General features: G+C 31.9%; 22 protein-coding genes. 2 read left to right on the top strand and 20 right to left on the bottom strand.

Going from position 1 to position 20942, the window contains the following annotated elements:
* Positions 1–4: 4 nt before the first annotated feature.
* The 12 genes from RA0C_RS08335 to RA0C_RS08280 form a co-directional block, all read right to left on the bottom strand.
* Positions 5–1267: a DUF2851 family protein gene (locus RA0C_RS08335; protein ID WP_004916634.1), complete on the bottom strand. Its 1263-nt coding sequence runs from the start codon at positions 1265–1267 to the stop codon at positions 5–7.
* Positions 1268–1280: 13 nt separating this feature from the next.
* On the bottom strand, positions 1281–2414 hold the full coding sequence (gene bshA, locus RA0C_RS08330; RefSeq protein ID WP_013447106.1) for an N-acetyl-alpha-D-glucosaminyl L-malate synthase BshA: 1134 nt from the start codon (positions 2412–2414) through the stop codon (positions 1281–1283).
* Between the two features lie 13 nt (positions 2415–2427).
* Positions 2428–4125, bottom strand: a complete 1698-nt coding sequence (locus RA0C_RS08325; protein ID WP_004916628.1) for a glycoside hydrolase family 3 protein — start codon at positions 4123–4125, stop codon at positions 2428–2430.
* 162 nt (positions 4126–4287) lie between these two features.
* The gene (ribA, locus tag RA0C_RS08320) at positions 4288–4881 is read right to left on the bottom strand and encodes a GTP cyclohydrolase II (protein ID WP_004916627.1); all 594 of its coding nucleotides are present in this window, start codon (positions 4879–4881) and stop codon (positions 4288–4290) included.
* Between the two features lie 14 nt (positions 4882–4895).
* Positions 4896–5366, bottom strand: coding sequence for a hypothetical protein (locus RA0C_RS08315; RefSeq protein WP_004916625.1), 471 nt, complete (start codon positions 5364–5366; stop codon positions 4896–4898).
* Positions 5359–5970, bottom strand: coding sequence for a DUF4254 domain-containing protein (locus RA0C_RS08310; RefSeq protein ID WP_004916624.1), 612 nt, complete (start codon positions 5968–5970; stop codon positions 5359–5361). The genes RA0C_RS08315 and RA0C_RS08310 overlap by 8 nt, the downstream gene beginning before the upstream one ends.
* A 24-nt stretch (positions 5971–5994) precedes the next feature.
* Positions 5995–6192, bottom strand: a complete 198-nt coding sequence (gene tatA, locus RA0C_RS08305; protein ID WP_004916622.1) for a twin-arginine translocase TatA/TatE family subunit — start codon at positions 6190–6192, stop codon at positions 5995–5997.
* Between the two features lie 109 nt (positions 6193–6301).
* Positions 6302–6484, bottom strand: a complete 183-nt coding sequence (locus RA0C_RS08300; RefSeq protein ID WP_004916619.1) for a Sec-independent protein translocase subunit TatA/TatB — start codon at positions 6482–6484, stop codon at positions 6302–6304.
* Positions 6485–6513: 29 nt separating this feature from the next.
* Complete coding sequence (locus RA0C_RS08295) at positions 6514–8067, bottom strand: murein hydrolase activator EnvC family protein (RefSeq protein ID WP_004916617.1); 1554 nt, start codon at positions 8065–8067, stop codon at positions 6514–6516.
* Positions 8064–8864 carry a DUF4292 domain-containing protein gene (locus RA0C_RS08290; protein WP_004916613.1) on the bottom strand — a complete coding sequence of 267 codons (801 nt, stop codon included), beginning with the start codon at positions 8862–8864 and terminating at the stop codon, positions 8064–8066. Before RA0C_RS08290 ends, RA0C_RS08295 begins: the two co-directional genes overlap by 4 nt.
* Positions 8865–8920: 56 nt before the next feature.
* Positions 8921–9937, bottom strand: coding sequence for a sugar phosphate nucleotidyltransferase (locus RA0C_RS08285; protein ID WP_013447104.1), 1017 nt, complete (start codon positions 9935–9937; stop codon positions 8921–8923).
* A gap of 81 nt (positions 9938–10018) precedes the next feature.
* Positions 10019–11452 carry a lipopolysaccharide biosynthesis protein gene (locus RA0C_RS08280; protein WP_004916608.1) on the bottom strand — a complete coding sequence of 478 codons (1434 nt, stop codon included), beginning with the start codon at positions 11450–11452 and terminating at the stop codon, positions 10019–10021.
* Between the two features lie 115 nt (positions 11453–11567).
* On the opposite strand from RA0C_RS08280, the gene RA0C_RS08275 reads away from it, so the two are divergent.
* Positions 11568–12527 (top strand): polysaccharide pyruvyl transferase family protein, encoded by a 960-nt coding sequence (locus tag RA0C_RS08275; RefSeq protein WP_004916605.1) that lies wholly within the window; start codon positions 11568–11570, stop codon positions 12525–12527.
* A 122-nt stretch (positions 12528–12649) separates the two neighbouring features.
* Here the strand turns inward: RA0C_RS08275 and RA0C_RS08270 are convergent, their stop codons facing one another.
* The 3 genes from RA0C_RS08270 to RA0C_RS08260 are packed head-to-tail and all read right to left on the bottom strand — an operon-like array spanning position 12650 to position 15189.
* Positions 12650–13672 carry a glycosyltransferase gene (locus RA0C_RS08270; protein ID WP_004916602.1) on the bottom strand — a complete coding sequence of 341 codons (1023 nt, stop codon included), beginning with the start codon at positions 13670–13672 and terminating at the stop codon, positions 12650–12652.
* 12 nt (positions 13673–13684) lie between these two features.
* Entirely contained in the window at positions 13685–14656 is a 972-nt protein-coding gene (locus RA0C_RS08265; protein WP_004916599.1) for a glycosyltransferase family 2 protein, read from the bottom strand.
* Positions 14657–14661: 5 nt separating this feature from the next.
* Entirely contained in the window at positions 14662–15189 is a 528-nt protein-coding gene (locus RA0C_RS08260; RefSeq protein ID WP_004916596.1) for an acyltransferase, read from the bottom strand.
* A 62-nt stretch (positions 15190–15251) separates the two neighbouring features.
* On the opposite strand from RA0C_RS08260, the gene RA0C_RS08255 reads away from it, so the two are divergent.
* The gene (locus RA0C_RS08255) at positions 15252–16268 is read left to right on the top strand and encodes a glycosyltransferase family 2 protein (protein ID WP_004916593.1); all 1017 of its coding nucleotides are present in this window, start codon (positions 15252–15254) and stop codon (positions 16266–16268) included.
* On the opposite strand, the gene RA0C_RS08250 is transcribed toward RA0C_RS08255, so the two are convergent.
* The 5 genes from RA0C_RS08250 to RA0C_RS08230 are packed head-to-tail and all read right to left on the bottom strand — an operon-like array spanning position 16256 to position 20903.
* Positions 16256–16942, bottom strand: coding sequence for an NAD-dependent epimerase/dehydratase family protein (locus RA0C_RS08250; RefSeq protein WP_013447103.1), 687 nt, complete (start codon positions 16940–16942; stop codon positions 16256–16258). The genes RA0C_RS08255 and RA0C_RS08250 overlap by 13 nt on opposite strands.
* Positions 16943–16947: 5 nt before the next feature.
* The gene (locus tag RA0C_RS08245; protein WP_013447102.1) at positions 16948–17748 is read right to left on the bottom strand and encodes a glycosyltransferase family 32 protein; all 801 of its coding nucleotides are present in this window, start codon (positions 17746–17748) and stop codon (positions 16948–16950) included.
* 12 nt (positions 17749–17760) lie between these two features.
* Positions 17761–18798, bottom strand: a complete 1038-nt coding sequence (locus tag RA0C_RS08240) for an acyltransferase family protein (RefSeq protein WP_004916585.1) — start codon at positions 18796–18798, stop codon at positions 17761–17763.
* Positions 18799–18801: 3 nt separating this feature from the next.
* Complete coding sequence (locus RA0C_RS08235) at positions 18802–19845, bottom strand: hypothetical protein (RefSeq protein WP_004916580.1); 1044 nt, start codon at positions 19843–19845, stop codon at positions 18802–18804.
* Positions 19846–19901: 56 nt separating this feature from the next.
* Positions 19902–20903: a glycosyltransferase family 2 protein gene (locus RA0C_RS08230; RefSeq protein WP_004916575.1), complete on the bottom strand. Its 1002-nt coding sequence runs from the start codon at positions 20901–20903 to the stop codon at positions 19902–19904.
* Positions 20904–20942: the final 39 nt, after the last annotated feature.

Genomic DNA, 20942 nt, shown 5'->3' with positions numbered 1-20942 from the left:
ACCTCTATCTTTTTAAAAGTTGATATCCAACGCCGCAAGTTAGACATTTTTTCTGACTACAAAAGTTTTTATACTGAAATAAATAAGCTTGGCTGTCCATAGCCGTCTTAATAGGAACTTTTAAAGCTTCCCACTGTTCTATGATACTATTTTTTTCTGGTTTAATATTTTGGTAAAAACCTAAAATAGTTTCGGAAATTTCTTCCTCCGAATGTTTATGATAAGTATATTTTAAAGGGAGAACCGCATTAAGAATAACTAAATCTATGAAACTCTTCGTCAGTTTTTTAACTGATTTTTTATCCGTTGGTTTTCCGAAATTATAATGATTATCCCAATACTCCGATGCTTTAATTGGTGTAAACAATTCATAAAGCTCCTCAAGGCAAGACGCTTTAATTATTTTTGAAAATAAATTTTGATGCAAATGGTAAAGATGTGCCAACTGAGACAGCCTTATTGTAGGAAAATTTGCAGGTCTTAATCTTAAAAATTTAGGAGTCACAAAAGCATCATTCAGTTGATATTTGGCTTTCAAAAAATCAAACTCTCTTTTCCACATCTCGGTTTCCGTATCGGAAGGCTTTTCTAGCCAGCCACTCAACCCGAAAAATAAAGCTTCTAATTGATTTTGATGGTGCCTTATTTTATTTACAATAGCAAAACCTACACTTTCCGCCATTTGTTTGAAAATGGAAGCGTTGACTTTAAGTCCAAAAGCATACGCCAAATTTTGAAATAAAACTTCTTCGTAATTATTTTTAGTTTTAACGAGTTCTGTTTCTATTTCCAAAGACTTTTGGTCAAGTTTTTTAAGTAAAGTTTCCTCTGAAAACTGAAATGGAATTTTAGAAACCTCTATCAATTTCTCACACGGAATAAACTCATTTTGAGCCTTCAACTGCTGATATTTCTCTAGTGTAGAAATTTCCAAATAATCTTTAAGCTCTAATGTTGGGATATTTTTCTCAACCAGCTCTTCCACATCTTTATCATGAGTGTAGACCACATGCAAAATAATATTATCATATTCCCTATTCAAATGATGTTGATGTTTTTGATAATCCGAAGACTTCAAATGCAATTCTATACTTCCTGCTAAAACAATATTTTGATATTTAATTTTGGCAAACAAAAAATCGGCTCCTTCATCAAAATTCCATTGACCAAAATCTAAAACCTCTACCTTATTACCTTTAGTATCTTTAAAATCAAAAGTTTTAAAGATTTTAAAATTCCAAAGATATTGCAGTAGTTGCTCAGTCATACGAAGGAAGTAATTAATTTTTAAACGATTCTATTGTTTCACGATACATCTGCTCGTATTGTGGGAGAATATTTTTTAAATCAAAACGCAGGGCTACTTCTTTTGCTTTTTCTTTCATTTTTTGAAGCAAAGCATCGTCTTGCAAGAGATTGATGGTCTTTTTAGCCATAGTTTCCACATCGCCCACTTCCGTCAAAAAGCCTGTTTCTCCTTGTATGTTTACTTCTGGTATCCCTCCTGCATTACTACTAATCACTGCATTCCCTGCCGCCATTGCTTCCAACGCTGCCAAACCAAAACTCTCTTGTTCAGAAGGAAGCAAAAACACATCAGTACATTTTAAAATCTGGTATAAATCATTAGTTTTACCTAAAATCCTTATTTTGTCTATGAGGTATGGGTAAGCCATAAGAAAATCGTTAATCAGCTCCATATCAGGACCTTCGCCAATAATTACCAATTTACTTAATACTTTTTCCTGCACCCTTTTAAATACCTCTAGCACATCAGGAATTCTCTTAACTTTTCTTAGGTTGGAAACATGAATCAGTAGTTTTTCATCATCTTCTGCAAATAGTCTTCTACAACAACCTACAAAACTGTTATACAAATCGTTATCAATAAAATTAGGAATAACTTGTATTTCTTTTTTAATAGTAAAAGCTTTCAAAGTATCTTTTTTAAGACTTTCCGAAACAGAAGTTACCGTATCTGAATGGTTGATAGAAAACTGAACCGCTGCCTTGTAACTAGGATATTGCCCTACCAAAGTAATATCGGTGCCGTGTAATGTAGTAACCATGGGAATCAAAATACCTTCATCTTTCAACATCTGTTTTGCTACAAAAGCGGCATAAGCATACGGAATAGCATAATGAACGTGTATGAGGTCTAATTTATAAAGTTTAACTACCTGATAAATAGCTGAAGACAATGCAATATCATACGGCTGATATTTAAACAATGGATAGGTTTCAACATTTACTTTATGGAAAAAAATGTTAGGATTAGTCATATCCAACCGTGCGGGAAGGTTAGAACTAATGAAGTGTATCTCATAACCTTTTTGAGCTAAACTCATTCCTAATTCGGTAGCCACAATACCACTTCCTCCATAAGTAGGATAGCATAAAATACCTATTTTCATTTGCCTTTTAATATTAGTTTTTAACTTTAGTACCACACTCAATCCCGCTATTCACTGCTTCCACATCTATTCCCTCTCCTTCTTTTAAATCTTGATTTACCACCACAGGAAGTCGCCCATGTATTTTAGTTTTACCTAGAAGCCCTTTGGCAGTAGCTTTCATAGACAATTCATTATTTTCATAAGCTACAAGTATCGTTGGATAATTCTTTATATTTATATCTCTCAAAGCGTAAGGACTACCAAATACTACTAATATCAACTGATGCTTAGCTGCTACTCTATCCAAAATTGCCTTAGATTTAGCAGATATTTTATAAGGCTTATATGCTGTGCTGTTATCCTTATGAAGCCCTACAATAATTGAAGTATTTTGAGGTAAAGTATTTAGTTTATCTTCTGTAATAAGCTCCACTTCTCGTTCATTTTGAAGTTCTTTAACAAAATCTTGATAAGAGGCTTCCTCCAAAGGTAAATAATAGTATTTTGATGATTTTAAAGGTAGAGCTTTTGCCTCATCTTTTATCAATGTTAAAGCGTTGGCGTATAACTTTTCCGTTAATTTTTGATGAGTATCATTATTTAAATCTCTTTCTATGTTATTGGCATCAATAGGTTTAAAATCTTGTAAACCCAGTAGATACTTTGCTTCTAGAATTTTTATCACCGATTCTTTTAGTCTATCTTGAGAAATCTCGCCAGACTGCAAAGCCTTCTTAATTAACCTTTTACCAGAAGGTACATCTTGAGAGAACAGCATAATATCATTACCAGCTTTAAAAGCTCTTAAATCTAACTCTCCTGAATTGAACCTTTTTGCAACCGCATTCATATTAAGAGCATCGGTAATAATAAGCCCTTGATAACCATACTTATTTTTCAACAAATTAGTTACAATATTATACGAAATAGAAGCTGGAATTCCTTTTTGGCTTTCCAAAGACGGAACATAGAGATGAGCCACCATAACACCGCCTATTTTTTTATCCATAAGTGCTTTAAATGGAGCTAACTCTACTTTATTAAGTCTGTGTAATGAATGATTAACCACAGGTAAATCCAAATGAGAATCGGTATCGGTATCCCCATGACCTGGGAAATGCTTAATACTTGCCAAAACTCCATTATCCTGCAAACCATAACTGTAAGCCAACCCTTTCTCTATCACTTTTTTCACATTAGACCCAAAAGAACGATTACCTATAATGGGATTGATGGGATTGGTGTTAACATCTACCACAGGAGCAAAATCCCAATAAATCCCCATTCTTTTACAATCTTCAGCTATTTTGGCTGCCATTTCATAAATAAGTGTATTATCTTGAACCGCCCCAAGCGTCATTGCCCAAGGGAACTTATGTGCGATTGGAAGCCTTTGGTAAAGTCCCCACTCTGCATCCATACCTATCATCAAAGGTATTTTAGATTTACCTTGAAGTTCGTTTACTAAACTTATATGCCTACGTGTATCATCTTGCATCAGTATAAGCCCCCCTATATTTTCCTTCTCCACTAATGTCTTGACTTGATTGATGAATGATTCCCCTTTATTAGTATATAATGCGACTATAAAAAGTTGCCCTATTTTCTCATCTTCAGAAAGCTGTTGATAAGTTTTTTCAGCATAAATTTTAGCTTCTTTTTTTAGGGTTTCAGCGTTATTTTTAGGTATATATTGTGCTTTATTATTTCCAAAAATAAAAAATAACATCGCACAAACTAAGACTGTTCTAACATTTATATTCATTATACTCAAAGAAATTAGTTGTAACCACAACAAATATACAATTTTATTATAAGCCTACTATTAAAAAAACAAGAGCATCTTTTTAGTAAAAAAGAGCTCTTTAACCTTATATAATTGATATTATGATTATTTATTATCTTCTAGCAGGTGTCCAAAGTAAGTTTTTTTTACTTTTAAATAATCCGCATTAACTTCATTAGATGGTATCTGTAAAGGAATCCTCTCATTAAGCTTTATTGTACTATCCTCTACAAATTTCAATTTATCTGGATTATTAGTAAGCAGATTAATTTCTTTTATACCCAAACTGGTTAACATATCAATCGCTACACCAAAATCTCTCCCATCGGCAGGTAGTCCCAAATGTAGATTTGCCTGTACAGTATCCATTCCTTGCTCTTGTAAAGCATAAGCCTTAAGCTTATTGATAATCCCTATATTTCTACCTTCTTGCCTTAAATAAAGAATAATACCACCATCCTTCTGCATGTACTGCATCGCAGCATCTAGCTGCTGCCCACACTCACACTTTTTAGAATGAAATATCTCTCCAGTAATACACTCAGAATGAAACCTCACATTGACCACTTTAGAAAAATCTGTATTTTCTGCAATCAACGCAATATGTGGCGTCCAATCCATTTCATTATCAGAAAATGCAATCATTTTAAAAACACCAAAATCGGTAGGGATATTAGCCTCAGCCTGTATTTTCAACATATAAATTTAGGTAATTAAAAATTATCAGAAGATGTTTTTATTGACTCTAACAGAGTAATATTGGTCTTGATTTTAACCAAATAAAAATTAAGAGCTTCATCTTCTTCCAAAGAAAGATTTTTTCTCAGCCCTTGAAGTTTTTTGTAACTCTTTTGCAAACCGTCTAGCGTTCTTACCCTTCTATTTTCGTTGTGTTCCCTAAGTGCGTAAAGATACTCAGAAACATTGAACTTTATTAAATCTATATGTTTATTTATTGCTGCGTCTGAAAACCTCGGAAGTTTATCTGCCGCTGTTGATAGTTCAGAAGCATACTTTACTTGGCTAACATTCACACTTGCACTCATAACAATGGTATCAGGTGAAGTTTTTGCCTCTCCTTTAGAAACAATCCCTTGCGACAAAGGAGACAAGTTAACTTGCTCTACAGAACAAGAAACCAGTAAAAATATAGTGAATACTAAGGGTAAGAGATTTTTAAACATTTTTCTTTTGATATAAAACTGGGTTTAGACTATCATCATTATACATTTTCATTTGCTTATAAGTCTTTATTTTGTTGTTACCGCTCTCTATATCAAATAATAATCTATCTATAGCTGTACTCAAATCTAGCTTCTGCTCCTCAAGAACAGCCAACTTATTAGAACACTTCAGTTTATGTTTCTCATCTGCTGTATCTCTTAAGGTTTCTATCTTCATATGATAAATCTTAAGAGCTAATATAGACAATCTGTCGATAGCCCATGCTGGACTTTCTGTATTGATTTTAGCATCTTCCTTAGGCTTCACAGATTTATATTTTTCTAGAAAATAATCATCTATATACTCTACCAAATCTGTTCTATCTTGGTTAGATGAATCTATTCTCCTTTTAATCTTTAGAGCTTCCTCAGGAGATATGTTTTCATCACGAATAATATCCTCTAAATGCCACTGAACGGTATCAATCCAATTCTTTGAATACAAAAGTCGTTCCAAAGTATTTTCAGAGAACGGATTAGACTCAACTGCATCTACATCATCTGTTTTATGATAGTCTATAATGGCTTGATTAAAAATATTCCAAGCTTTTTCAGAAAAACTCATTTAATTTAAAATCTTACTTTTTAATTATGATTTTTTATTTTCTTCCTCTGTTGAAGATGAGCTTTTATCATCTTCCTTTACCGCGTCTTTAAACTCTTTAATACCTGAGCCCAAGCCTTTCATAAGTTCTGGAATCTTCTTCCCTCCAAACAAAAGTAATAATACAACCACGATGGCAACAATCTGCCAAGGTCCTACTGCCCCAAGAATAGCTACTAACATATATTTATCTTTATAGTATTAAAACAAAATTTTGGTAAAGATAGCAAAATTTATACATATAAACTAATACGCTATCCTTACCAAAATTAGACCCTCTAATCGATTTGCTCTACTTTTTCTCTTCTTCTGTTGAAGGTTTTTCTTCCTCCTTTACTGCATCTTTAAATTCCTTAATACCTGAACCTAAGCCCTTCATCAGCTCCGGAATCTTTTTCCCTCCAAACAATAAGAGTAGTATAACCAACACTATAAGTATATGTTGTACCGATAGTGCTAAAATAGTCGTTAACATAATTTATTTATATTTTTATTCATTTACAGTTAATTTGAGACCCATCCCATAGGATCAACAGGAGTACTTCCATTCCAAATTTGGAAATCCAGAGAGTAAGCCCCCTCAAAATCTTGTGCTATAGTCCCAATTGTAGTTCCTGATGAAACCTTCTGATTAGGAGAAACCGAAACATCGGATAAGTTACTATATATGGTAAAGTAGCTACCATGTTTTACAATAACCGTCTTAGTCCCCCCAACAAAAGAAATTCTTGACACTTCACCAGGGAAAACACATCTTGCCTTAGTACCAGGAGAAACTGCAATTCTAATCCCATTATTCTCCTCAACTATATTTTTAAATACAGGGTGTGGCTGTCTACCAAAACGGTGTGTTACCTGCCCTCTCTCCACTGGAAAGCCTATTCGCCCTCTATTTTCAGCAAAATTAGACCCTGTTGCTGCTCCCACACCAAACGCTGTCTTCGTTTTTTCCTCCGCTTTTTTCTTTTCCTCTTCTTTTCTCTTGGCTAGTTCTGCCTCAGCATCTCTTGCAGCCTTAGCTTTTTCTTCTGCAGCCTTAGCTCTAGCAGCGGCTTCTCTAGCATCTTTTTCAGCTGCTATTCGGCGTGCTTCGTTCCTTGCATTTTCTTCTGCTTTTGCAAGTTCAGCTTGTTTTCTAGCATCATCTTGCTTCTTTCTTTCAATTTCTGCCAATCTAGCAGCTTCTGCTTCCGCTTTTTTTCTTTCTCTTTCTAATGCTTCTGCCCTAGCTTTATTCTCAGCATCTATTCTTGCTTTTTCTCTAGCTGCAGCCTCTCTCGCAAGTCTTTCTCGCTCTAGTCTAGCTTTTCGCTCCGCTTCTTCTTTTGCTTTAGCAGCTGCTATTTCTTCGTTTATTATCTTTCGGATTTCCCCTTCAATTTTCTTAGCTTGTGCTTGCTTTTGTTTAAGTTCAGCCGTAAGGACCGCCTCATTTTTCTTGAAGTCTTCTAATAATAGTTCCCTTTGTTTTCTATCATTTTGGATTACTAAAAGATCTTTCTGTTGCTGAGTAAGAATATTTTCTTTCTCTTTTACTGATTTTTGTTTCAGCTTTAAAGCTTGCTGAATTTCTGCTGCTTTACCGCTAATCTCTTTAGCTTTTTTATCCTGATAATCAGAATATTGTTTAAGATACTGTACTCTTCTTAGAGCTTCTCCTAAATTTTTAGCCGATAGAATAAATGTAACTTTATTCTGAATACCTTTATTCTTATAAGCTTTTACTAATATCTCAGCATAGTTTTTTCTTAGTACAGCCAGCTCTTTTTTATACTTATTAATCTCTTTTTGACGAAGATAAATATCATCTTCAATGAAACGCTTTTCTTTCTGTGTATTTCTATAAATTTTCTCTCTTAACTGAATTTTTTTATTAACTTCATTAAGGTGTGCTATCGAAAGCCTTACCTCCTTCTGAGTTTTAGCAAGATTAGAATTGATAAGTGCAATTTGTTTTTTCAGTTCAGCACTTTCTCTCTGGAGCTGCTCTTTCTTCTGAGAAAAAAACAACCCAAAACACAATACACTCAATAAAAAACTTAACTTCCTAAATATCATTCAATTTCCTTCTTTGTATAATTATTTGGCACAGTATACGGCGTATCCATAACAGAGGAATCAAATTTCGTATTTTCTATGAAAATCTGGTCTGTTTTTTTTGCTTTTATAATAATTTTAACATTTCTAGGCAAATAATTTCCCTCAAAGTTTTCCCAATTGGTATAAAAAACTTCTAGATAATCAGGTGTTTTGGCGTCAGATAATTTCACCCTACTAAGATTAAACATGGTGTCATAATCTAACTCTATTTTATACTCACTTACCTTACCATCTACTATTATTTTTTGATTTTTAGACAATGTTAAATGATAGCTTCGTGTGTTTTTAATCAAATCAAAATCACCATCTTTAATAGGAACAAAAGTCCTCCCTACCAATAAATTCTGAAGAGTTGAGTAATCAATAAAGTTAACATTTAGAAGTCGATTAAGATAAGAAAAATCCGAATCTATGTAAGTTTTATTATACTTCTCATAGCCTTTAACGCCTTCTGGCGTAGCGACACCTCTTGCTACATTAAAGAACAACGCTGAAAGATTTACCCAAACTTTCTTTTGATTTTCTATATAAACTAATGCGTCCAATGTAGGAATTGGGCTCCCATTATCTACCTTAATTTTACTGGAAATTTTTAGACTTTTAAAAGATGATTCTTTAAGGATATTATTGAAAAAAACTTGGTCTTTTTCTATCTTTTTATTTGTATTCACAGGTGGTGCGGACGGAATATTTTGCTGCGTTTTGCACGACACTAGCATAAGCACAGCTATCCCTAATAACCAAAATTTATTCATAATATTGAATGTTAATTATCTAGCTATAACGAAAAAATAGTTAAAAACTTATACATCTATTTAGAAAGAAAATCTAGCACCGAATAGTCTCCTAGCGAAATTTCTCTAGATACTCCAAAATATTTGGCAGAGTTACCTATCATAGAGTTACTCAAATTACCATGATTAATCAGTGTTTTTTCCTGTATTAAAGAATTATCTATATTAGAATTAACTACCTCAGTATTATTTCCTAAAGAGACATTAGGTCCTATTTTAGAATTTTTAATAACCACATTTTCGCCAATAAAGCACGGAGGAATAATAAGACTATTTTCTATTTTAGCAGACGATGGGAAGGAGGATACAGATTCTTTCTCATATTGTAATATCTTGCTATTAGTTTCTACTGTTGCGTTTTTGTTGCCGCAATCCATCCAGTCATTTACTTTCCCTAAAGAAAACTTCGCTCCTTTTTGTCTTAAATTTTCTAAAGCTACAGTCAACTGATACTCCCCTCCTTGCATTATATTATTATCCATAATATAATTAATCTCCTCCATCAGCTTCTCAGCAGACTTAAAGTAATAAATCCCTATAATAGCTAAATCTGAAACAAAGGTCTGTGGTTTTTCTACAAAATCTGTAATAAACCCATAATCATCTAACTTAACTACTCCAAAAGCCGAAGGATCTTCTACTTTTTTCACCCAAATTACACCGTCCGAATTAGTATCTAATACAAAATCAGCACAGAAAAGAGTGTCTGCAAACGCTACTACCACATCACCCTGCATAGACGCTTCCGCACACTTTATTGCATGAGCTGTACCTAGAGGCTCATCTTGAGCATAAACACTCCCTTTAGCCCCTAATTTTTCTGCAATCTGAATTAGAGAAGCTTTTACCTCATCACCAAAATCTCCAATAATGAAAGCCACTTCCTCTATAGGCTGTCCTGCTACTTTTGCAATATCTTCTACCAATCTTTGCACAATAGGCTTACCTGCAATAGGTATAAGTGGTTTTGGAACCGTAAGAGTATGTGGTCTCAATCGGGAGCCTCGCCCCGCCATAGGTACTATTATTTTCATATTTTTATGATAAATTACTAATTAAACTTCAAATATAGTGTTTTAATTTTTCTTCCTCCAAAAATAAACAAATGATTAAAATTAGCCTCTATTTCTGAACCTTGCTACCATTGATAAAATTAAGTTCTTCTCAGAAAAAACAATACCAAACCCAAAGATTAAGAATAAAATATTCCCAATCCATACATTTGCTTCAAATATCTGGTAAGATAAAAATGAAAATACCGACAATACCAAAAGCACCGACATTATCTTTTTCATATTATAAGGGATTGGGTAATACTTTTGCCCTAAAAAGTAAGACACCAACATCATTAAGAAATACACCAACAAGGTTACCCAAGCTGATACCATAAACCCATAATCTTTGAGCAATAACAAATTCAGTAAAATGGTAATCGCCGCTCCTAGCCAAGAAATAAGCGTCCCAACAAAGGTTCTATCCGTAACTTTATACCAAGTAGATAAATTATAATAAATACCAAAACACAAATTACCCACCACAATAATCGGCACTATATCCATAGCTATCCAATAAGAGCTATCTGTAATAAAAATTGATTTTAACCAACTAATATTTACTACAATACCCAAAGCTGCCACAGATGCAAATAATGTGAAATACTCCGTGATTTTTGCATAAGTTTTTGGTGCATCTGCATTATTCATTTGTTTAAAAAAGAATGGCTCAATACCCATTCTATAAGCCGTAACAAATAGCGTCATTAGAACCGCCAACTTATAACAACCTCCATAAGCCCCTGCTTCTGCCTTGGAAATAATGTTATATTGTACCGTTTTATCAAAGTTTTCGTTTACAACAAATGCTAATCCCGCCAACATCAGTGGATATGAATATTTTATCATTCGTTTAAACAAGTTCATAGAGAACTTAAGCCTTACTTTACTCACTACAGGCAGTAACATCACAAACGCCGCCACACTAGCTATAATATTACTTACGAATGTATAGGATACTGATGTCTCCATACCCAAGCTCTGAGAGCTCTCTTTAGGTATAAATAGAAATAATGCCAAAACACTTAATACCTGCACCAGCACCTGTGCTACTCTAATAGCAGAATACTTTATTGGTTTATTATTAAATCTAAGCCACGCCAACGGAATTACGCAAATAGTATCAAAAAAAGCAATCCAAGCAAACCATTTAATATACTCAGGGTGAGCGGAGTACCCTAATGAATCTGCTATACTTTGATTAAAAATATAAACTCCTCCTAAAAACAAACTTGCCGTGAAAAAGAGAAACCAAAACGAAGTATAGAATGCCTTGTTTTCGTTTTCCTTCTCTGCCGAATAACGGAAAAAAGAGGTTTCAAACCCAAGTGTAAGCAGTATGTTCACATAAGACATCCAAGCATAAAGATTGGTAAACTGGGCAAACTCTTCCCTAGAGATGTAATAAATAAAAAAAGGATTAAGCAGGAAATAAATAACCCTCGGCAAGATTGCTCCAATACCATAAATGATAGTCTCGTTGAGTAATTTTTTCAAAGCAAAAATTTCTGCAAAGATATAGAAAATATAAAGTTTCAGCCTACACTAAAAAATGTAAATTCGGAATATTAAACACAAGTAATATCATATTATATATTTAACTTTGCAAACTATGGAGAATACAAAAAAAATACAAAAGCTAAAAGACCTTATCATCCAAAATTTAACTCCTATCATCAATAGTGATTATGCTCTAATTGATATACCAGATCATGACAACATAGGTGATAACTTAATTTGGGAAGGGGAGTTATCTTTTTTAAACAGCATACCATATCAAAAATACTATGAGTATAGCTTGACATTTTTTGACCACAATTGCATTAGACCCGAAACAATCCTACTGCTGCATGGTGGTGGAAACTTCGGAGACATATACCCTGTTGTAAATAATTTTAGAATCAGTTTAATCCAAAAATATCAAAATCATAAGATAATCATTCTTCCTCAAACACTACACTACAAATCTCAAGAGACTCTTGAAAGAGATTCTAAAATAATCAATGAACATCCTAATATCACCATATGCGTCAGAGATGAAAAGTCTGAGTCCTTAGCAAAACAGTACTTTTCTAATGCTACAATACTTTTGTTACCAGATATGGCTTTTTGTATAGATTTACATAAGATCCAAACAAATAAAAAAGGAAACAAAATACTCGTAATGGACAGAAAAGATAACGAAAATATACCTTTAAATATAAATATAGAACAAGAATATGACTTGTTAGATTGGCCAACCTTTAACACAACCAAAGAGGAAAGGTATAAAAAATTGAGATTTGAACACAGATTAGATCGTATAGCATTAATGATTCAAAGACACTCTCCTTTTTCAAAATACATTGATAGTAGATATGGGTTAAAGAATAAGAAGAGAAGAGAAAAATTCATAGAAATGGGCACTTCATTTTTTTCTGACTACAGAAAAATATACACTACCCGTTTACACGGTATGATTTTGGCTGTATTAATGGGGAAAGAGGTTGTTATCCTAGACAATAGTTATGGTAAACTATCCTCCTATCATAACACTTGGTTAAAAGATTTTGACAATATATATAAAATTTAAGCAAATAGACACTACCCCGTAAAGTGTGTAAGTTAAAATTACCGAAGGTTTAACTTTTTTAAAAGTGAACCCTTGGTTAGTAGTGTATTACAAAGTGTATAAAGTTTAAGCAAATCTTTTCTCTAATCAACAACTACATCTTGTCTCCTATATTGTTCTTTAAATTTGTCTGCCCACGCTTTCCAATTTTCAGGGAGGCATCTATTATTGTTATGTTTATTTAAAAAAGATATATAATAATCTTCTGAAATATCTTTAGGGAAATTTTGGAGGGAATTAAAATTTCCACTATACCATTCCTCGTTCATTATATAATTAAAAAAATTAATATCACAATCAATCCCATACTGATGATATGAGTTTGTAGCAGAAGACACAAAAGTTGTACTCATTCTAAGATTTTTAAATTTTGTATAATTAAATTTATTTCTCTTATTTTTCCTATACCATTGTGTAGCATTAATAATCTGCATCTGTTCATCAACTCTCCCCTCTATTTTATCCCACAAAAATAGCCAATACTCCTTTTTGTAAATACCCATTAAAAGAGAGTTCATTATCCAATAATCATTATATGTATTTCTATCCACCAACTTGAGTCTATATAACAAAGAAAAAAGACGATATTTATTCTTAATAACAGCGTGCATAAACCACCTACCTGCTACCCAAAAGTTAGGCTCCAACGCAACTATTTCCTCATTTATGGTATCTCGTAAAAAAGCATTAACCTTCCTATTACTTATCCATCCTACTTTAAGCAAAGAAACCTCATGAAACTTTAGAGTTTTTTCAACTTCCATCAAATCTATTTCCTCCGTCAACCATACATCATCCTCTGTCATCACAAAATATTCGGAAGCTTTTTCAACAGCTCCTTTCCATAAATCTACAGGTATTATAAATCCATTTATACCCGTCCCTTCTTTTATATTATTTTCAATAGCTTTTGATTTTAAGTCTGCTTTTTCATTTCTCTTTAATATAACATCTGGATATTTATTGAGTATTTTATCCAAATACTTTTGAGGTGTACCATCATCTAAAATTGTAATAGTATAATTACCCACCAGATACTTTTTCAAACTATAAATCGCACGATCCAAATAATATGGTCTATTGAATGATTTTATTAATATATCCATTTTTATTCTATGCTATATCTGATTTAAGATTCTACAACAGAGATTAAATAAATTCGGTGGTAGCTTACTTACCAAAGAATAAAATCCAAACTTCTCATTAGGATAAAACTTTTTTTGTTTTTTCACTAGATCTACCAATTCTTCCCTGAATTTATATTTTAAACAAGCCCTTGCAGCTTGTTCCATTTCTTGCATAGAATTTTTATAATCTATATTATGTATATTTACATAAGCGTAGGGATTAATTTGTTCGTAAGTATCTTTTCCTGTTTTTTGTCTTTCATAATACATTTCAAAGGCTTTAGATAGAAACATGTATTTAATAAACTTACTCCCTTTTCTTGATATAGAACCACCTAAAACCCTATATTTCAATAATTTAATTGGTAAATTAGCCATCTTTTTTTGTTTTGACATCAAACGAAGATACAGCTCATAATCCTCACAATACCAAACCTTGTCCCTATACCTTAAACCTTCATTTCTGAACATAATAACAGGATGAAATAGCTGTATTGTTTTAAGCATTCGCTCTTGAATTTCCTCATTGTCAGTGCTAGCTAACTTTTCTCCTATTATTTCATTTTTCTCGTTTATTAAATCTAATTGAGCGCCTATAATAAAAACATTTGGATTGTTATCTAAAAAATCTACTTGCTGTTCAAATCTAGTAGGATGGCTAATATCATCTGCATCCATCCTTGCAATGTATTTACCCCTAGCTTCCTCAAGTCCCCAATTCAAATTTTCAATAAATCCTTGAGTTCCCTTATTTTCTTTCTTTTGCAATAACTTTATCCTGGAATCTTTAGTGGCATATTCTTCTAATATAGCAAAGGAAGAGTCTGTAGAACAATCATCAATGATAATAAATTCAAAATCACTATATGTCTGATTAAGAATAGAGTCTATTGCTTCTGCCAAATATTCCTCTGCATTATACACAGACATTACAACAGATATTGTAGGAAAACTTACATTCATACTAATCACACTGATTTTACCATTAGCTCTTGTTTATTAATCACAATACTATTTGCAGGGATATCCTTGTATATGATACACCCTGCTCCTATTATCACATTATCCCCAACAGTAACTCCTTTTAATACAGACACATTACTCCCAAGCCAGCAATTTCTACCTATTTTTATAGGTGCTTTAGTAAAAATGTGATGTTCTACTTTTCCTTTTGTATGTTGATGGTTATGGTCATAAAGTTTCACTCCCTCTCCAAATAAAGTGTTTTCTCCTATTTCTATCTCATCTAAACAATTGATAGAACAATAATTATTCATAAATACATTATCCCCTATTATTAGCTGTGCCTCATTCCCCACCAAAACATTGCAATAATTTCTAATACTAATACCATTTCCTAACTTAACATTTTTTAGGCTAGGATAAAAAGAAAAATTACAAAAGTCCCCAAATTTTAAATTTGACGAATATCTTTCTATTTTTTTTAAATTGGGATATTTAATTAAAAAATAAATAAGTCTCGAAAACAAGTTCATTAGTATAGTTTAACACTTACAAATGTATAAAAAATAATCGTATTTTTGCTAAAAACAAATCTATGCAAAATAGAACATCAATTCCTTTGGTTACAATATCTATTCCTATTTTTAAATGTGAAGATTTTTTAGAAAAGTGTTTGCAATCGGTATTACACCAAACTTATCCAAACTTGGAAGTTACCCTCATAAATGACCAGACACCTGATAACTCTGTAAAAATTGCAGAAGACTTTATTTCTAAACACCGACTCAATAATTGGAAAATCTATCATTTGGAGGAAAACTCTGGTCTATCTGTTGTTAGAAACAAAGGGATTGATACCGCTCAAGGAAAATATCTTTTTTTCTTAGATAGTGACGATGCCATTACGCCCAACTGTATAGAAGCACTAATAAAAATAGCAGAAAAAGAATCTGTGGATATAGTTGTAGGCAATACAAGAACCATCAATCTTGAAACAGGTAAAGAACAAAATACATTTAAAACCAAGTCCAAAAAAAATATAATCAGAGGCAATGATAATATTTTCAAAAGCTTCTCAAAAGGAGAATATCCAAGTTCCTCTTGGAATAAATTAATTAATTTAAATTTCTTAAAGAAACATTCTCTTTATTTCACAAAAGGGCTTTTCGCACAAGATGAATTACAAAGTTTTCAAACAGCATTAGTAATTGAAAGTATAGCATTCTTACCACAAGACAAATACACCTATTTTTATTATCTACACCAAAAATCAGTTATACATAACCGTAACAAAAAACACTTTGATAACTGGTTTACCATAGGACAACACATTGATAAAGCTTTACAGGATGAAACCAAAAAAGAAAGAAAGAATCTCATTTTAAAATACCTTACCAACTATAAAGCCACCACCTTACTAATGAATTGGAAGGCTCAAAAAAACGAAACTCTTTGGAAGGAGAGTTACTCTAATTACAAAACATTAGCTTCTTTGAGCCTATTAGACTACTTCTCCACTAGCTTTACCATTAACACTAAGAAGAAAGATTTTCTTAATAGTCTACCTACCTGGCTTGGTATGAAGATTTTTAAGTACCGCTACGAAAGATAATATTTGGACAAAATATTTTTCAAGTACAAATGTTTGTTATTAAGACTGTTTTCTACAAAATAGTTTTCTACTTCACTTGAAATACTAATTGGATAGCCTGCCCCTGCCTTTATCAAGTTAAGATTTGGTTTAAGCTTGATAACACTTTCTAATATCTCTAGTATTTCAATAATAGTATAATTATCTATGTAGGCTAAATTAACAACTCTATTAAGCTGTTTTTGTTTGAGTAAATTAAATACAACAGCCTTAACATCTTCTGCATCTATCAAATTTCTTGTCGCCTTTGTATGAACATTTATTACCTCCCCTCGTTTCACGGAGTTTACAAGGTAGTTCATTAACAAGTTAGGATTCCCTCCTTTTCCCACCACATTACTTAGTCTTAAAATCAAATATTGAGAACAAGTTTCTACAACCACTTGCTCCATTTTAAGTTTATGTAAAACATAAGGACTCTCCGCCTTGGAGGAATCGTAAATACTACAAGTAGAAAAGTAAAGAAATATCTTATCTAAATTCTCTTCCATTGTTCTTCTTACAAGTTCTTCTTCCCGCTGGAATTGAGCTAAGCTCGTCTCCAAAGAGTTAGAAACCCCCGAAGCAAAAAATATAACATTGTCCAAATCCGCTTCTTTAAATAAAGAAGCAATAAGCCCATTACCTATTATCATCTATTTTACAACCCTATTTTCTTTAATATCTGTTTCTTTATATATCTTAAAATATAACTTAGTGGAATTTGATTCAAAAATTTATCTATATCCATCAATTCGTGATTATAAACAACATTTTTTACTTCTTTTTTAGCATTTGGAATATCTAAAAAGAGTTTCATTATTCCGTACACATTAACTAAATTTTTAAATTCATTCTTCTCTTGAGACCATGCTCCATGCCACGAGCCTGAAAAATGATGAACAACATAGTTTTTAGGAAAATCCAACGAAAAGTAGTTTGACGGATACAACATCACACCATGCTTTAAGGTTTGATAACTATCATTATCTGCGTTTGCTCCATACTTATCAATCAATAACTTTGAAAACACGGAAGTATTTGTAACAACCTCAAACTTATCTTTGTTTTCGTAATACTCCTTTATATCTTTAGCTAACTCATGCCCCTTTTCTACAGCCCAAAAGGCAGAGTAAGGAATTCCTTTCATTTCAAATCCACACACAGCTCTATGTTGTAAAAAATCATTCAATGGCAATCTCAACTCCATATCTGTATCTAGATAAAATCCTCCATGCTCGTATAAAGCTTTAGCTCTAGCGTAATCAGAAACAAACGCCCATTTTTTTTGCATGTAAGCCTCTTTGGTAAAGGGAATACCATACACATCAAAGTTATCTTCATTCCATTCAATAATCTCAAAATCAGGCTGTATTTTTTTCCAAGAATCAATACAAAATTTTATAAAATCTGATTTTTCTCCTCTTCCAAACCAGCAATAATGTATTTTTTTTGGTATCATATCTTTAGTTAATTATCTTATTAAGTTTTTATACTCTAACGCCTTTTTCTCCACAAAATGCCACGATAGCCAACCTAATGAAAAAGATATAACAAGACTAAAAAACATTAAATAATAGGTATTCAATCCAAAAATATACAATATTGATTGTTGCACTAGCCAACCATATATGTATATACCATAAGAATTATCTCCTATTGTTTTACCTACCTTGTTTATTATTGGGGTAGATGATATCCCAATAAGAATAACTACAAAGGGTAATACAAAATATTTAAGTGGTTTATATTGCTCAAAACAGATACTTCCTATAAGAGCTACTAACCCTATAATTATCATTAACCATTTAGTTGAACCGTTGATTTTTGAAGTTAAATATGTTAGTAATGCTCCTGCAGAAAAAAAACACCCTAAATTATAAAAATTAGGAGAAAACAAAAAAAGTTTTGAAAAAAGTCTGTTGTTTAAAAATAAAGGAAAAAAAATAGAAAGAAAGTAAAACAAAAAAAATAAAATCAGTAGCATTCCTAATCTCCACCTAGATTTAATAAAATAAAACGGCACTAAAAGCATATACATCGTAAATTCATAACAAATAGTCCACAAACTACCATTTATTGTTTTATACGGTAGATCTTCAAAAACTCCAAGGATATTGTGTTGCAAGTTGTACAAACTTAGTTGTCTTGGTAAATAAGTGAAATAACTGGTATTATTTAAAATAGATCCTTCCCCTTGATAAAAAAAGGGAACCACAGACACTGTCAGCAAAAGCATTACTATAAGAGCTGGATACAGCCTTAGAACTCTTTTCCATATATAGTTTTTTATAGAGGAACTTCTTTCCAAGCTCTGATATATTAAATACCCACTAATAATAAAAAAACAAGCTACCGAAAAACCTCCTAAATCCAATTGTCCATTGGTTATTACCATAAGTATCTCCTTATCTCTAACTTCCGTAAGCGGATAAGAGTGTGAAATTATTACAGATGAAGCAAACAGTAGCCTCAAAAAATCAAAATTATTTTCTCTTGCTAACGAACTCATCTCTTATAAATGTTTAATTTCCTCATAAGGTTGCTCTTTGAATAAATATTTGATCCAATTATCCAAAGCATATTTTCGTGTAATTTGCTTTGATAATTTATGATATGGTTTACTTTGAAATGCTTTTATATCCTCTGCATAAATATCTATATTATCAAAATCTACCACTAGAATATTATCTGGATGATAAAAATCATAATTGATAACATCTGTGTTATTTGTAATCATTTTAGTTTCATAGAGCATACATTCAAAAAACCTAAAAGAAAGACCAATATGATGTTTTTTACAGATATCTATTACTATTTTGCTATTTTGAGTCTTTTGTAAAGTTTCCTCTATGCTAGTGGGAGAAGTAATATACTGCACCTTGGGATTTTTAACTAAATTATTATCCCCTTCCAAAAAAGATTGCGACACAAAAATATTAAGTTCTACATTACCATCAAGATACTTTGCTACATTATCTATTTTGACATCCCTTCTTTGTTCAGGCAAAGTTCCCGCTAATGCCCCTACATAAAACACATCTATTTTTCTGCTATCATATGGTACTAAGTCTGTATTGTCTGGAATATAATAATTAGTACAAAAAGACATATTTAAGTCGGGATGATTTTTAATATCTCTAACATCAAAAGAGTATATATTATCCAAATGCTTTACACTTTTAACAAGGCTTTTTTTAAAAAACAACCTAAGCCCATCCCAAATATAACCTACCGTAATATTTCCCATTTCAGAAGCTAGTTTTACCAACTTTGAAGAGTACTCTTCTGGCTTTATAATTAAAACATAATCATATTTTTTGCCTTTTTTTTTCAGCTCAAATAGTTTATTATAGAAAAAACGGTTATAATGGTTTTTCTCAGCAATTAGATAATACTGTTTATTTTTCCTGACTATTCTTTCAAAAATATTTCTAAACTTATCTGGTAAATAGTTATTCTTAAACTTAGGAGGGTTTTCTATATCTAGATAAGTAACATCCAGTCCTAGTGCAACCAACCCCTTCACTAACTGCTCATGGAGACTTCCTTTAAACATCCTCCACGGATGATAAATAAGTAATATTTTTTTATTTGATGAGCTCTCCAACATCCCTACCTATTTAAACTTAACCTAACCATTTTAATTAAATCCATAAAAAGTATATTTCCTTTTTTCAACAAAGTATAATCCAAATTCCTAAACCTTAGTTTAGATTGAAGAAAAAATAAATAGTTCTTAGGAAGCTTAGATATCTCTCTCAAACGATATAGCCTTTCTTTTCTAGTCAATTTACCTTTGTATATTCTATCAAAGATATTGATTCTAAAAAACTCTTCTGCAAAAGAAATTAATATTGGTAAATTTTCATTTCTTTTATCATAATTATTGAGAACAAAGTTATAATAGTCCGCCCTAAAAACATACCTTAACAACTCCCTTTCAAAAGGTCTTTTCTGATTAGATATAGAATTGGGGTTATAGATATAATGATAGTTTGGTCTTTTTGAAAAAACCACCTTCTTTACATACTTAAAGTACTCTAAATTCCATTTTTCATCATCCCCAAGTTTTATTTCAGGATCAAATTTCAGCTGATGATCAAAAATAATTTTTCTAGAATAAAGCTTATTCCAAGGATATCCCCCTGGTGCATACAATATATTTTTATCTATCATTTTTGCAAAATCTGACTTGAGTATAAAGGCGTCATTATCAAAACTAAAGAAATTTCTTTGAGAGTCATCATCTATATCTCTACAAGCATCCTGAACCACCATAGTATACTCATCTTCAATCCCTTTAGCAAAATCTTCTATATAATGTGGTTCCACCCAATCATCCGAATCCACAAAACAGAAAAAATCACCTTTTGCTAAAAGCATTCCCTGATTCCGTGCATTACATACACCTCCATTTTCAAGATGTAAAACTTTTATTCTGTCATTTTCTTTTGCAAATCTATCACATATTTCTCCACAACCATCAGGAGAACCATCATTTACCAATATGATTTCGTAGTTATCATAAGTTTGGTTAATAAGAGAAGAAATACATTTACTTAAATAGCGCTCCACATTATATATGGGCACTATTACTGAGATAAAATATGACATTGTTTTTATTTTATTTTGACAAAAGTAACAAAAAAACAC

It is taken from the genome of Riemerella anatipestifer ATCC 11845 = DSM 15868 (assembly GCF_000252855.1).
GTDB lineage: Bacteria > Bacteroidota > Bacteroidia > Flavobacteriales > Weeksellaceae > Riemerella > Riemerella anatipestifera.
The sequence above is the reverse complement of the archived record's forward strand: the minus strand, read 5'-3'. Positions and strand labels throughout refer to the sequence as shown.